Source organism: Histidinibacterium aquaticum (genome assembly GCF_008710275.1).
In the GTDB taxonomy this organism is placed as follows: Bacteria; Pseudomonadota; Alphaproteobacteria; order Rhodobacterales; family Rhodobacteraceae; genus Oceanicola; species Oceanicola aquaticus.
On sequence record NZ_VYQE01000002.1, the window covers coordinates 845,913 to 858,862 of the forward strand.

The following is a 12,950-nucleotide window of genomic DNA, read 5'->3' on the forward strand; positions in this document are numbered from 1 at the left end:
TGATTTATTTCAAGCGAAAATCTTCACGCAACAGAATGGCTCCTCTTTCCGTCTGAAAATAAAGAAAAAACCGGGCCATTCGGGCGCTTGGACGAGAAGGCCCGACCATTGATCGGGCTTTCCGCAAGGGCCGAGCCGGTCGAAGGTGAACTCGGCATTGTGTTTCCCGCGCTCCTGCGCTTCGTTGAGAGCACATACTCAACGCAAAAGGGGAGGCACACATGTCTTCGATCAAGACGACCATCGTCGCGCTCGCGGCAGCCGCGCTCGGCACCGCAGCCAGCGCTCAGGAGCCGCAGTTCTTCCGGATCGGGACCGGCGGTACGGCCGGCACCTACTATCCGATCGGCGGTCTGATCGCGAACGCGATCTCGAGCCCGCCGGGCTCGCGCGCCTGTGACGAGGGCGGCTCCTGCGGCGTGCCGGGCCTCATCGCCACGGCCCTCTCGGCCAACGGCTCCGTCGCCAACGTGAACGCCATCGCGGGCGGCACGCTGGAATCGGGCTTTGCCCAGTCGGACGTCGCCACCTGGGCGCAGACCGGCACCGGCATCTGGGAAGACCAGCCGGCAGTCGAGGACCTCCGCGCCATCGCGAGCCTCTATCCCGAGACGATCCACCTCGTCGCCTCGGCGGATGCGGGGATCGAAAGCCCGGCGGACCTGGCCGGGAAGACCGTCTCGCTCGACGAGCCGGGCTCCGGCACGCTGGTGGACGCGCGCATCATCCTCGAGGCCTACGGCCTGTCGGAAGACGATGTCGACGCCGAGTACCTCAAGCCCGACCAAGCCGGTGAGCGGATGCGCGACGGCGCCATGGACGCATTCTTCTTCGTCGGCGGCTTCCCGGCCGGTGCGATCGCCGAACTGGCGAGCCAGGACGACATCACCATCGTGCCGATCGCCGGTGAGGAGGCCCAGGGCATCCTCGACGAGTACACCTTCTTCGCCGAGAACACCGTGCCCGGCGGCACTTACGAGGGTGTGGAAGACGACGTCACCACGCTCTCCGTCGGGGCCCAGTGGGTCACCAGCGCCGATCAGCCCGAGCAGCTGATCTACGACATCACCGCCGCGCTCTGGAACGAGAACACCCGCAAGCTTCTCGACGCAGGACACCAGAAGGGCGCCGAGATCACCGCCGAGACTGCTCTCGACGGTATCGGCATCCCGCTCCACCCGGGCGCCGAGCGCTTCTACCAGGAAGCCGGGCTCCTCGAGGCGGAGTAAGACCCTCTCGCGCGGCGCTCTAAGAGGCGCCGCGGAAGTCAACGACACCGCGGCCGGCTCCGGCCGCGGCCCCTCGCCAAGAAGGACAAGAAGACGATGAGCGAGCGCAGCCGAGCCATGACCGAAGAGGAGATGAAGGCCCTCGAGGAGGAGTTCGACTCCGAGGTCCGCTTCCGTCCCCTCCCCCCGACACTCGGCTGGGTGGTCGCCGCCACGCTCTTCGCCCTTGCCTGCTACCACTACTACACGGCGGGATACGGCATCCCCCGGGCCACGACGCACCGCGGCCTGCACATGGGCGTCACGCTGGCGCTCGTGTTCTTCACCTTCGTCGCCTTCGGCAAGCCGCGCGCCACGAAGCCGGGCCTCCTCGCCCCGCTCGGCCTGCCCATCGTCGACTGGGTCCTCGCCGCCGGCGCGCTGGTCTCCGCGCTCTACGTCCCCTGGATTTTCAACGATCTGGCCTTCCGCGTCGGTAATCCGCTGCCGATCGACGTCATCATGGGGACGATCCTGATCGTCACGCTCCTCGAAGCGACCCGCCGCGCCATGGGCTGGCCACTGCCGGTGATTGCCGTCCTCTTCATGGCCTACGCCTATTTCGGTCAGTACATGCCGGGCGTCCTGACGCACCCGGGCGCCGACTGGAGCGGGATCGTCAACCACCTCTACCTGACATCGCAGGGCATCTACGGCACCGCGCTCGGCGTCATCTCCACCTACGTTTTCCATTTCGTCCTGTTCGGCGTGATGGCGACCCGCATCGGACTGGGGCAGCTCTTCATCGACCTCGCATCGGCGCTGGCCGGACGGTTCGCCGGCGGTCCCGCCAAGGTCTCGGTCCTGTCCTCGGCGATGCTGGGGTCGATCTCCGGCTCCTCGATCGCCAACACCGTGACCACCGGCTCGCTCACCATCCCGGCCATGATCCGGATCGGCTACCCCCGCCACTTCGCCGCCGCGGTCGAGGCGGCGAGCTCCACCGGCGGGCAGATCACCCCGCCCGTCATGGGCGCCGTGGCCTTCCTGATGATCGAGTATCTCGGCGTTCCGCTGACGACGATCCTGACCGCCGCCCTCGTGCCGGCCTTCATGCACTTCTTCGGTGTGCTCGTTCAGGTCCACCTCGAGGCTCGCCGCCGCGGTCTGCGCGGGCTGACCAAAGACGAGCTTCCGGTGGCCTGGGCCGTCTTCAAGGCAGGCTGGCTGACCACACTTCCCCTCTTCGTGCTCGTGGCGATCCTGCTGTCCGGCAAGACGCCCTACCTCGCCGCCTTCTGGGGCATCACCGCCTGTATCGGCGTCCTCGCGATCCAGAGCCTCGTGGACCACGGCACCAACCTTCGCGCTGCCGCAACCGAATTCGTGAAGGGCGTCTGGGACGGCTTCGTGCTGGGCGCGAAGTACTCGCTTTCGGTCACCGCCGCGGCCGCGCTCGTGGGCGTGATCATCGGCGTCGTCACGCTGACGGGCGTGGGCTTCAAGATCGCCTACATGGTGACCTCCGTCGCGGGACAGTGGGCCGAGTCCGTCAGCGCCGGTCTCGCGTTCCTGCCGTTCGACGTGATGTCGGTCCCCTCGCTGACACTGCTCTTCACGCTGATCATGACGGCCATCGTCTGTGTTCTCATGGGCTGCGGCATCCCCACGACCGCGAACTACCTGATCATGATCGCGGTCGCCGCTCCGATCCTGGGACTGCTCGGCGTGCAGCCCATCGTGGCGCACTTCTTCGTCTTCTACTTCGGCGTTCTGGCGGACATCACGCCGCCTGTCGCCTTGGCCGCCTATGCCGCGGCGGGGATCGCCGACGCCAACGCCTTCAAGGCGGGTAACACCGCGTTCCGCCTCGGGATGGGCAAGGCGCTGGTACCCTTCGTCTTCGTCTTCTCCCCGTCGATGCTTCTGGTGACCGAGGGCTTCACCTGGTCGGAGTTCTTCCTGTCGACCTTCGGCGCGATGGCCGGCATCTGGATGCTCTCCTCGGTCTTCGCCGGCTGGCTCTTCGCTCCGCTGCGCGGCTACGAGCGCGTGCTGCTCACGATCTCCGCCCTGCTTCTGGTGGTACCGAGCCTGTGGCCCACGGTGATCGGCATCCTGCTGGTTCTGCCCGCGGTGCTCCGCCAGCTCCCCATGATCGGGAAGTCGGTGAGCTACCGCGAGTCGACCTGAACCGGATAACGTGGTGACGCGCTAGCGGTGCTTCCGGCGAAATCGCTGGGCGAGCCAGCGCCGCATCCGGATGACGCTTGACGACACGGCCGGGCGCAGGATCGGGACGTCGACGGCCAGCAGCAGAAGGCCAAGCGGAAGCATCCAGAGACCGAGAAACGGCAGGATCGACAGGAGCCCGCCCAACACCAGCATGAGTGCGATAGGCAGGCGAACGATGAACCAGCGATCCCTGAGCAGGAAGTGAAGCGGCTTGCGCAAAGCCGGGGCCCTGCGTTCCAGCGCCCAGATCTGGCGCAAGAGTCGCTTCTTGTCCCTGCTCTCAGGCACTGGCTGCTGGACCAATCTCATCATCATCACTCCGACCGAGACATGGACACCAAAGGACCGGATTACCAGTCTCCACGTTTGTGTGGAGCCGCGGTCGTTGCGTCGGCCCGGCATACAGGTTTGACACGGCCCGCGCGCGCCCCGACGTTCTGAAGAATTGGGAGCCGCGTTGCGGCGACAAGCGACGAAGAGGGACGCGTGCCAGGCAGTTTGACCGCAATCGTGGGCGTGGCGCTCGTGGCGGCAGCCGCCTATTGCGTCTGGAGCGCGGTCTCTTCGGCCCGTACCCCACAAGGGGCGGTTGCCTGGGCGATCTTCCTGGTCGCGGCACCCTGGGTCGCAGTCCCGGCATACGCCGTGCTCGGGCAACACAAGCTGCGCCCTCACCGAATGTCTCACCGCCGGAGTCTCGCCGTCACGCAGGGCATCGGCCTGCCCTCGCCGGACGATACGGCCAGAGCGTCGGAGAGGATGCGCGTCTTCTCCAGCCTGGCGGAGCTTCCCTCCATGCCGGGCAACTCGGCTGATCTGTTGATCGACGGCGATGCGACCTTCGACACGATCTTCGAGGCGATCGACGCGGCCGAACGCTACGCCCTCGTCCAGTTCTATACGATCGAGGACGACGACTTGGGCCGAGCCTTCGCCGATCACCTCGTCGCGGCTGCCGAGCGCGGCGTGAAGGTCCGGCTGCTCTGCGACCGGGTCGGAAGCTACGGCCTGCCCGCCTCCTACCGCCGCCGGTTGCTGGACGCGGGCGTCGACTTCCCCGACCCGGCGAGCCGACGGCCGCGGAGCTCCCGCAGCCGCATCAACTTCCGCAATCACCGGAAGACAGTCATCGTCGACGGTCACTGGGCGGCCATCGGCGGGCATAACGTGGCCGATCTCTACCTGGGGAGAGACCCGCAGATGGGGCACTGGCGCGACACGCACCTCGCCCTGCGCGGTCCGATCGTGTCGCAACTGCAGCTCGGCTTCGTGCAGGACTGGCACTGGCAGACCGGCGAGGAACTGGGGGATGCCCTCGACTGGTCGCCCGAAACGGTTCCGGGTGGCGTCGACGCGGTGACGGTGCTGATGGGACCGGCCGACAAGCACGATACCGGTGCTCTCTTCTACTTTGCCGCGATCACGCGGGCACGGCGGCGGGTCTGGATCGCGACCCCCTACGTCGTACCGGATGTCGATACGCTCTCCGCATTGAAGTCCGCTGCGCTGGACGGCTGCGATGTCCGCCTGCTGATGCCTGCCCGGGTCGATCACTACCTGCCTTGGCTCGCCGCCTTCGCCTTCTTCGATGAGCTACGCGAGGCCGGGGTCCAGATTCACCGCTACAGGGAGGGGTTCCTGCACCAGAAGGTCGTGCTCGTGGATGACGACCTCACTGGGATCGGGACCGCCAACCTCGACAATCGCTCCTTCCGCCTCAATTTCGAGACCATGGTGATGATCGAGGACCCCGGCTTCGCCGCGCGGACCGAAGCGATGCTGCGACTGGACATGGAGGCGTCGGACCTGCTCGAAACGCCGCTCGCGCAGCAGCCCCTCTGGATGCAGGTCGGCGCGCGACTGGCCCGGCTCTTCGCCCCGGTGCTCTGATGGCGCTGCGAGTGGTCAGCTACAACATTCGCAAGGCGGTCGGCCTGGACTGGCGCCGCTCCCCGGCCCGTGTCCTGCGCGTGCTGAATGAGCTCGACCCCGATGTCGCCCTGCTGCAGGAAGCTGACAAGCGCCTTGGCGCGCGGCCCACCGCCCTGCCCCGCGAGATGATCGCCCGGGAGACATCGCTGGAGGTCGTCGATCTCGCCGTAGGCAGAGGCGGGATCGGCTGGCATGGGAATGCCGTGCTCGTCCGAAGGAGCCTCCCGATCGAAGGCCGGATGAGGCTGGAGCTTCCCGGTCTGGAGCCCCGCGGCGCGGTTCTCGTCCGGGTCGCTGGGCTCTGGATCGTCGGAACCCATCTCGGGCTCCTGCGGCGCTGGCGGCACCTGCAGATGGCGACGATCCTGAGGCATCTGGGGCCGATGACGAAGAATGCCCTTGTGGCCGGAGACTTCAACGAATGGTCCCCCGCTCGCGGCTTCGAGCCTTGGGAAGACAGGCTGCATGTCGTCGCCCCGGGGCCCTCGTTCCACGCCTCGCGCCCGGTCGCCTCTCTCGACCGCTTCGCACACGGCAACGCCGTGCGCATCCTGGACCACGGGGTCGCCGAACGCAGCCTGGCAGGGGTGGCCTCCGATCACCTGCCGGTCTGGGCGAGCGTCGAACCGGCCCAGGCAATCCCGGACAGCGAAGACAAGTGAAACAGTCCTTCGGCCCGTGATCCCCTAGAATTGCTGTGAGAACGAGACCTGGACCGTCCGGGTCTCGTCGTAGTCCTCTTGCAGGCGTACATGCGCCAGCGAGATGTCGAGCCGGCCGATCCCCGTCGCGATCCGGACCGTCACCCCGGCCGAACCCCTCAGGCTGAAGTCGTCGTCGACCGGTGAGGCCCCGCCCGGGCCGCCGCCCGTGTCGTCGAGGCCCCAGAGGCTCCCGGCATCGAAGAACACGCCGGGAGCGATGCGGTCCGTGTCGGGAAGGGCATTGGGGAACCACCCCGTGGTCCGGGCCGCCACGAAACGATTGCCGCCGAGAGCCGGTTCACGCCCAACGGCGAGGTCCCGCGGCCCGAAGCCGGCGAGTTCGAAGCCGCGGATCGAGCCCGACCCCAGGATAAACCTGTCGCCTATGGAGGATGTGCCGCCCCGGCTGTCGATCGCGCCGGCACGAAGCGTCTGGTTGAGGATGACGTCCCCTCCAAGCAGACGCTGCGTGTAGGCCAGCCCGCCGGTAATCTTGAGGTATCCTTCGTCCGCATCGTCCCTCTTTCCCAGCTCGAGGCCCAGGTCGAGCCTGACCGACTGCCCGCTTTCTGGATCCCGCAGCACGTAGTCCAGCTCCCCGCCGACCGCCACGCGGTCGCTGGTCCCCGCGTCCGCCTCGATCAACGCCGAAGCGTTCGGCGCGACATCGTAGATCCGGTCCCGCGACACCAGCAGGTAGCTCGTGGCATCGAGGTCGTCCGTAAGTGTCCAACCAAGCCCGGCCCGGGCGGAGTTTGCGCTGACGTCGAAGGCGAAGTTGTCGTTGGCCGATTGCTGGCGGGACTCGATCAGCAGGGAGAGACGCGGCTGGGTTCCGAACAGGTCGTCGCTCCGCGTCAGAAGGCGATAGCGCGTGTCGTTCTCGTCGGCTTCGACCGCAAATTGCAGGTGCTGGTCCCGTCCGAGAAACCGCGTCGTCTCGATCCCGAGTCCCACAATGGGACCTCGTTCGCTGTTGTAAGCGAGACGCCCGCTGACCCGGCCGATCGGTTCGCCCAGGCCGGTCTCGAAAACATCGGCATCGGCAGTCGAGGCCGCATCTTCGTCCTGCGCGAGTGTCGCCACCGGCGCAGTCAGTGCCGTGGCGCAGACCAAAGCCAGGCGCCGGAAGCGCTGAAAAAAGTTACCCATGTCCCATCCCCCGTCGTGTCGCGGGGGTATCAGCACGGCCACGGGGCCGGAGGCGCTGCCCCGCAACGGTCCCCTTACGCCGATGGTTGCGGGATGCCGGCCGTCGGGTCAAGCTGCGGCCATGAATTCCTTGACCCCCGATGCAGCGGCGGCATTGACGCGGCTTCGCGATACCGCGGAAGCCTACGACCGATCCTGGTCCTTTTCCCTGGAGGGAGCGGTCGAACGGCGGATGCTGTTCTTCTTCCCCGCCTCGCGGAACGCGACGCGCCGGATCGCCCGCGCGGCCACGTCGCTGGGTATGCCCGAGACAGCCGTCCGGCGCTGGACGGAGACCGCCCGCGACGCGGATGCCCTCGGGCTCGGCATGACTGACACCCGCGGATCGGTTCGGCTCTACACGCAGTTCTGGGACCAGATGGTGGAGCGGGTCCAAGCCGGAGACCTGTCGCCCTTCCCCGTCTACCGCGGGACCAAGGCCCTCCCGGACGGCAGCCTGCGCGACGACGCCTACCTTTGCGAGCCAATGGCCCCAACGGACCGCATACTCCCGCCGCTGCTGGAGACCTGTGCCGCCTTCGGCCTGGACGAGCTTGCCGTCGCGCGCGCATTCCGGGCCATCGAGGGCGCTGATTGCATATTTACCCGCACGAGAGGAGCGGGGCGCGACTCCTGGCTCGTGACGGTGCGCCGGGCCCATCTCGACCGGGAGGCGCTCGCGTCAGCGCTCGAGGCATGGCCTTTGGCCGAAGCCGCGCCGGACCTCCGCGAGGCCGCCCGGAGCGAGCCCCTGCTCCACGTCGCAGGGGGTACCGATCCGATAAAGGGGCGCTTCCTCAGCTTCTATTTTGAAACCGGCGCCGATGAAGTGTCGCGTCTGGCCGGGCTCTAGCCACCGGCGAGGCGGCAGCTCGCTCCGGAGGGGATCGCGAGGTCGGAGTTGTCGATCTCCGCGATCACCGAGAACGTATTGCTGGACGCGTCGATGAAGGGGTCGGTCGACCGCACCGTCGCGATAACCTCGTCCCCTGTCAGGTCGACCTCAAGCGGCAGGTCCTCTCCAGCCTGGATCTCGCCGTAGGCCTCGGTCGGGAAGACCAGTTCGACCTCCAGCGTGCCGAGATCGATCAGCCGCAGAACGGGCTCGGCACCGATGCGTTCGGCCTCCGATACGAAAACCTCCGCCACGACACCCGGGAAAGGAGCCGTCAGCCGGGCCTGCTCGATCTGGATGCGGGCGCGCTCAGCCGCAGCCTCGGCCAGCGCGAGCTCGGTCCGCATCGTCTCCATCTCCTCGCCCGGGATGATGTTGCTGCTCTCGAACCGGGCGGCGCGGCCAATACGCGCCTCCGCCGCCTCTCGCCGGATCTCGGCCTGCTGCAGATCGGCCCGCAGCAACTCGTCGTCGAGCTGCATCAGGAGGTCGCCTTCGGCCACCAGCTGGGCCCGCTGCACCGGGAGCTCGGTCACGATGCCGGCCTGCCGGCTGCCAACGTCGCTGCTGCGCGCGGGCACCAGCAGACAGGACAGCGCATCACCACTGACCTGCGCGGCGGCGGAAAGCGGCGGCAACAGAAGGACAGGCAGAACAAGGCAGGCGGAGGCGCGGCGGGTCAGCGAAAGCAACGTCATGGGCTAGTCCTATCCGTATCCGATGGTTCTGGCGAGGTTCTGTTCCCGCAAGAGCGTTTCCCGGCGCGCCTTGCGGGCCACGGCATCGCGCCGCCGGTGAAGAGCCGCGAGGATTGGCCAGCGCAGCCCGGGGACCCGAAGGAATGCCCTTAGCGTGCGCCAGACCAGAGTCGGCGTCCCCTCCCGGATGGCGCGGTCCTCGCGAGAGAAGGCTCGTTCGTAGCTGCCGGGGTCGCCCTGGCGCCCTGCCCGACCGAAGAGCTGCCGTTCCATTCGACCCGAGACCATGAAGCTGCCGATGACGACATGAAGCCCGCCGGCCTCGCGCACCGCCGGGGCCAGCCCGATATCGGTGCCGCGCCCGGCTAGGTGGGTCGCGAGGGTGATCTGGCCGGGCTGGCCAGCCTCTGCGACGATCTCGGCCTCCTGCGCCTCCGTCAGGGCGTCGAGCACGGCCACCTCACGCCCCGCGGCGCGGAAGACCCCGGCCAGTTCCGCGACCTCGCTCACGTCGTTGAGGCCGACGAGCACGGACCGCTCTTGCGCGATGTCGCAGGCGCGGCGGACGATATGGGTCCACTTCGCGGCGCGATCGGGCAGCATCCGCCGCCCGACCGATCGCAGCCGGGGCGGCGCATGAGGCGCGATCCGCCGCACCGGCAGCCGGTAGATCGCCCAGAACTCGCCGCTGCATTCCCGTCCGGTCCCGGTCAGACCGGACAGTATCCGATACTGGCGGAAATAGGTCTGCTGGGTGATCTGCGCGACCGTGTGCATTTCCTCGGTCGGTTCGAGGCCCGCGTCGATCTCGATCAACTGGTGCAGTCCGTAGCCCCACCGGCGATCCGGCATGAGACGTCCCGTGGACTGATCGATCATCTGCACCTTGCCGTCGCGAATGACATATGCCTCACCCTCGCGAAACATGTGGATCGCAGAGAGCGCCGTTTCGGCGAGCGAGACGATGTCCTCGCTACCCGCGAGAGGGTGGCGCCATCGGCTTGCCGCATCCTCGAGCCTGTGGAGGCCGACGTCGGTCAGCCGCCAGGCTCCACGGCCGTCCCGCACGATGTCGCTCGGCGCGGCGAGGCCCGAGGCGAACCGGTGCAAGGCATGGAAGAGCTCCCCCTCCTGGACCGGCAGCGCGCCGCCCGGCTCGGACAGGATCATCGGAGTCGTCGCGTCGTCGGCGAGGACGCTGTCGATCTCGTCCACGATGGCAATGGCCTGACCCATCTGTCTCGGCACCGCGTGGGGATCGCGCGCGGTGCCCCGGCGGTCGCGCAGGTGGTCGAAGACGAAGGTCTTGTTGGCGCCGTAGACGATGTCGGCGTCGTAGGCCCTGCGCTTGTCTTGGTCCGGCATCTCCTGCGTGATGACGGCGACGCGGAGGCCGAGGCGCGCGGCGATGGGCGCGATCAGCTCGCTATCGCGCCGTGCGAGATAGTCGTTCACCGTGACCACGTGAACCGAGACCCGCGACCGCGCGGCCGCCAGCGCCGCAAGTCCTGCGGCCAGGGTCTTGCCCTCGCCGGTCCGGAGTTCGACGCAGGTCCCCTGAAGCAGCGAGATCGCACAGTCGATCTGGTTGTCTCGCAGCGCCAGTCCGGTCTCGCGCCGCATGACCTCCAGGACATGCGCGATCGCGGAGGCCCCTCCCCTCCGACGCAAGAGGCTCTCCGCACGGAAGGGCGCCGCACGGAGCGAGTCCTCGAAGGAGGCGTCGTCCAGGTCACGCAGTTCCGTCCAGACCTCCCGTACCCCGGCCTTCAGCGCAGGAGAGATCCGCGGCGGACGGATCAGCCGCCATGTCAGGTGCTCGTCCAGCATCAGCCGGGCGCGCGAGAGCCGCGGCACCTTTCGGCGGACCGGCTTGCGGCGGGACCGGGCGAAGGGCCTCAGCGCCGGCGCACGCAGTGGAAGGCGGGGCCAGAGCGCCTCAGACACGGATCACCCGCAGGAAGAGCCGACGCAGATGGAATGCGACCTGCTCGAAGGCCGTGGCATCGGGCAGGCTCAGGCGTGCCTTGACCCTGGCCCCCGACCAATCGGTCAGGTCCGTCTCCGTGGCCGCCCAGGCGACGATGGCAGCGTCGAGCGCCATCCCCGGAGCATCCGGCATCTCCGGCACCGGTCCTCCGCGCGTGGACAGGAGCTGCCGGGGGACCTGCTGCCCCGCGGCCACGACCTGCATCCGGGCAATCGGCAGGGAGAGCGTCGAGGTGTCCGGCAGCAGGAGTTCCATCCGCCTGACGTCCCCGCCGGGAAATTCCCCGGCATAGGCCGAGGGGAAGGCCAGGACGATTTCCATGCGGCCCGGCGCCTCGATGTGCCCGAGCAGATCGCCGCGCGTGAGGAAACTGCCGGAGACCGGCGGTCGCCCCCCCTGCCACCGGACGATTCCCTCGGCAGGCGCCGTCAGCTCCCGGCCCGCGTGGCGCAGTTCCGCCTCGACGAGGGAGCCGCGGGTGAGGACGAGATCGCGCTCCACCGACTGCCGCTCTTCCAGCGGCAGCCCGCCGCGGGAGAGCTTGTCTTCGAGGCTCGACTGGGTCAGCCGCAGCGACTGGACGCGTGCCTCCTGCGGGCGGTTCGCTACCGTGACGATCACGTCATTTTCCGAAACCGGCGCGCCGTCCTCGAGGGCACCTGGGAGGATCGTTCCCGCGCTGGCCATCCGAAGCTCGGTGCCGGGAGCGGGCACGACCATGCCCTGCCCCATGGCGTTGAACGGCAGCGGCACCGCGGCGCCGAAGAGGACAATCGCCCCGAGCAGGGCCCCGACGCGCAGGGCCGACCGGCGGGAGCGGTTCTGGGCGCGCGACATCCGGACTCCTTTCCTGACGAATTTTGCGAAGGGCACGATCACCCCCAGCACGACCGCCCAGAGCGCCAACAGCACGCCCAGGGCGAAGAACATCTGCGAGACGACGGCTACGATGACGATGGTCAGCGACAGCCTGTAGAGGAGCGCGAGCGATCCGTACGTCCCGAGTATCCGGGCCTCGTCGGGCGGGACCTCGAGATCGGAGCGCAGACCGAAGACGTGGACGTAGGCCCGATCCGCGAGGTACTCGGAGCTGCGCTTGGCGAGATTGGGCATCTCCAGCCAGTCCGACAGCACGAAGTAGGCGTCGAATTTCAGCAGAGGATTCCCGTTGAAGAGGACGGTCGAAACGGTTCCGATCAGCACGACGTTGAACAGGAGCGCGCGCTCGATCCCCGGCTCGATGGCCAGCCAGACGAAGAGCGCCAGCGAGGCCATCAGCAGCTCGGAGATGATCCCCGCCGCTCCCACGATCATGCGCGCCCGCTTGTCCGGAAATGCGTGGGCATCCGACGCCTCGACGTAGGGCACCGGAAAGAAGACGAGCAGCATGATCCCGAATTCGCGAACCTCGCCGCCGAAACGGTGGACCGCGTAGCCATGGGAGAGCTCGTGCAGGATCTTCATCACCGGAAAGACCAGAACCAGCAGGAGCAGGCCCGACTGCGACAGCAGCTGGCCGTCGACCGAGTTCGTCAGCGCGGAAAAATTGAGGGCCGCGGCGACGGCGCCGGACAGGAGGATCGCGCAGATCAGCGCGAAGCCGGTCCGGGTGAAGAGCCAGCCCACCAACGGGTACGTCGCCCGGATCAGCCGTGCCGGGTCGAGCAGCCTGAACTTCAGTGAGAGGGGGCTCATGGCCCGGGCCTCGGTCAGCTTGTTGCGCTTGCGCAGGCTCCGGTCGGCCAGGTGCTCGGGATTCATCTCGTGATCCGACACCACGAGCCCCGCGGATACGAGCTGCAGGATCCAGTCCATGATCTCGGACTGTCCGGAGGTCGTGCCCGGGCGTTGGCGCAGCTCCTCCCAGATCTCCTGCACGGTGCGCTCTCCGTCCAGCATCCGCCAGACCTGCTCGGCCTGGTGGTTGAGGCGCATGTGCTGCCCGGTCAGTCGGTCGGAGATCACAAGGAAGGTCTCGCCCCGAAATACCTGCATCGTGGTTCCGAGCGCCGATCGACGGCGGAACCGCTGCCCTGAAATCAGGTACCAGTCGGGGTGGCGCAGGTGGGCGACCATCGTGTCAGGTCCCGCCGGCTA

The 12,950-nt window shown here is 67.8% G+C and carries 10 protein-coding genes; 5 read left to right on the forward strand and 5 right to left on the reverse strand.

Annotated features, from left to right (window positions below):
* Positions 1 to 221 precede the first annotated feature (221 nt).
* Together F3S47_RS09475 and F3S47_RS09480 are read left to right on the forward strand one after the other, a co-directional pair.
* A complete protein-coding gene (locus F3S47_RS09475; RefSeq protein ID WP_150444994.1) occupies positions 222 to 1,229 on the forward strand; it encodes a TAXI family TRAP transporter solute-binding subunit in 1,008 nt (335 codons plus the stop codon).
* A gap of 96 nt (positions 1,230 to 1,325) precedes the next feature.
* The gene (locus tag F3S47_RS09480; protein WP_150444995.1) at positions 1,326 to 3,401 is read left to right on the forward strand and encodes a TRAP transporter permease; all 2,076 of its coding nucleotides are present in this window, start codon (positions 1,326 to 1,328) and stop codon (positions 3,399 to 3,401) included.
* A 21-nt stretch (positions 3,402 to 3,422) separates the two neighbouring features.
* On the opposite strand, the gene F3S47_RS09485 is transcribed toward F3S47_RS09480, so the two are convergent.
* A complete protein-coding gene (locus F3S47_RS09485) occupies positions 3,423 to 3,701 on the reverse strand; it encodes a tryptophan synthase subunit beta (protein ID WP_223877770.1) in 279 nt (92 codons plus the stop codon).
* 228 nt (positions 3,702 to 3,929) lie between these two features.
* Between F3S47_RS09485 and cls the strand changes: the two genes are divergently transcribed.
* Both cls and F3S47_RS09495 read left to right on the forward strand, forming a co-directional pair.
* Positions 3,930 to 5,333, forward strand: a complete 1,404-nt coding sequence (cls, locus tag F3S47_RS09490) for a cardiolipin synthase (RefSeq protein ID WP_223877771.1) — start codon at positions 3,930 to 3,932, stop codon at positions 5,331 to 5,333.
* Positions 5,333 to 6,037, forward strand: coding sequence for an endonuclease/exonuclease/phosphatase family protein (locus F3S47_RS09495; protein ID WP_150444998.1), 705 nt, complete (start codon positions 5,333 to 5,335; stop codon positions 6,035 to 6,037). The genes cls and F3S47_RS09495 overlap by 1 nt, the downstream gene beginning before the upstream one ends.
* Positions 6,038 to 6,061: 24 nt before the next feature.
* On the opposite strand, the gene F3S47_RS09500 is transcribed toward F3S47_RS09495, so the two are convergent.
* Positions 6,062 to 7,231 (reverse strand): BamA/TamA family outer membrane protein, encoded by a 1,170-nt coding sequence (locus tag F3S47_RS09500; protein WP_150444999.1) that lies wholly within the window; start codon positions 7,229 to 7,231, stop codon positions 6,062 to 6,064.
* 121 nt (positions 7,232 to 7,352) lie between these two features.
* On the opposite strand from F3S47_RS09500, the gene F3S47_RS09505 reads away from it, so the two are divergent.
* Positions 7,353 to 8,123 (forward strand): hypothetical protein, encoded by a 771-nt coding sequence (locus F3S47_RS09505; protein ID WP_150445000.1) that lies wholly within the window; start codon positions 7,353 to 7,355, stop codon positions 8,121 to 8,123.
* Here the strand turns inward: F3S47_RS09505 and F3S47_RS09510 are convergent.
* From F3S47_RS09510 to F3S47_RS09520, 3 genes are read right to left on the reverse strand one after another with little or no spacing between them, the layout of a single operon-like run.
* Positions 8,120 to 8,863 carry an efflux RND transporter periplasmic adaptor subunit gene (locus F3S47_RS09510; RefSeq protein WP_150445001.1) on the reverse strand — a complete coding sequence of 248 codons (744 nt, stop codon included), beginning with the start codon at positions 8,861 to 8,863 and terminating at the stop codon, positions 8,120 to 8,122. The genes F3S47_RS09505 and F3S47_RS09510 overlap by 4 nt on opposite strands.
* 9 nt (positions 8,864 to 8,872) lie before the next feature.
* Positions 8,873 to 10,810, reverse strand: coding sequence for a preprotein translocase subunit SecA (locus F3S47_RS09515; RefSeq protein ID WP_223877772.1), 1,938 nt, complete (start codon positions 10,808 to 10,810; stop codon positions 8,873 to 8,875).
* Positions 10,803 to 12,929 carry a PqqD family peptide modification chaperone gene (locus F3S47_RS09520; protein WP_150445002.1) on the reverse strand — a complete coding sequence of 709 codons (2,127 nt, stop codon included), beginning with the start codon at positions 12,927 to 12,929 and terminating at the stop codon, positions 10,803 to 10,805. Before F3S47_RS09520 ends, F3S47_RS09515 begins: the two co-directional genes overlap by 8 nt.
* Positions 12,930 to 12,950: the final 21 nt, after the last annotated feature.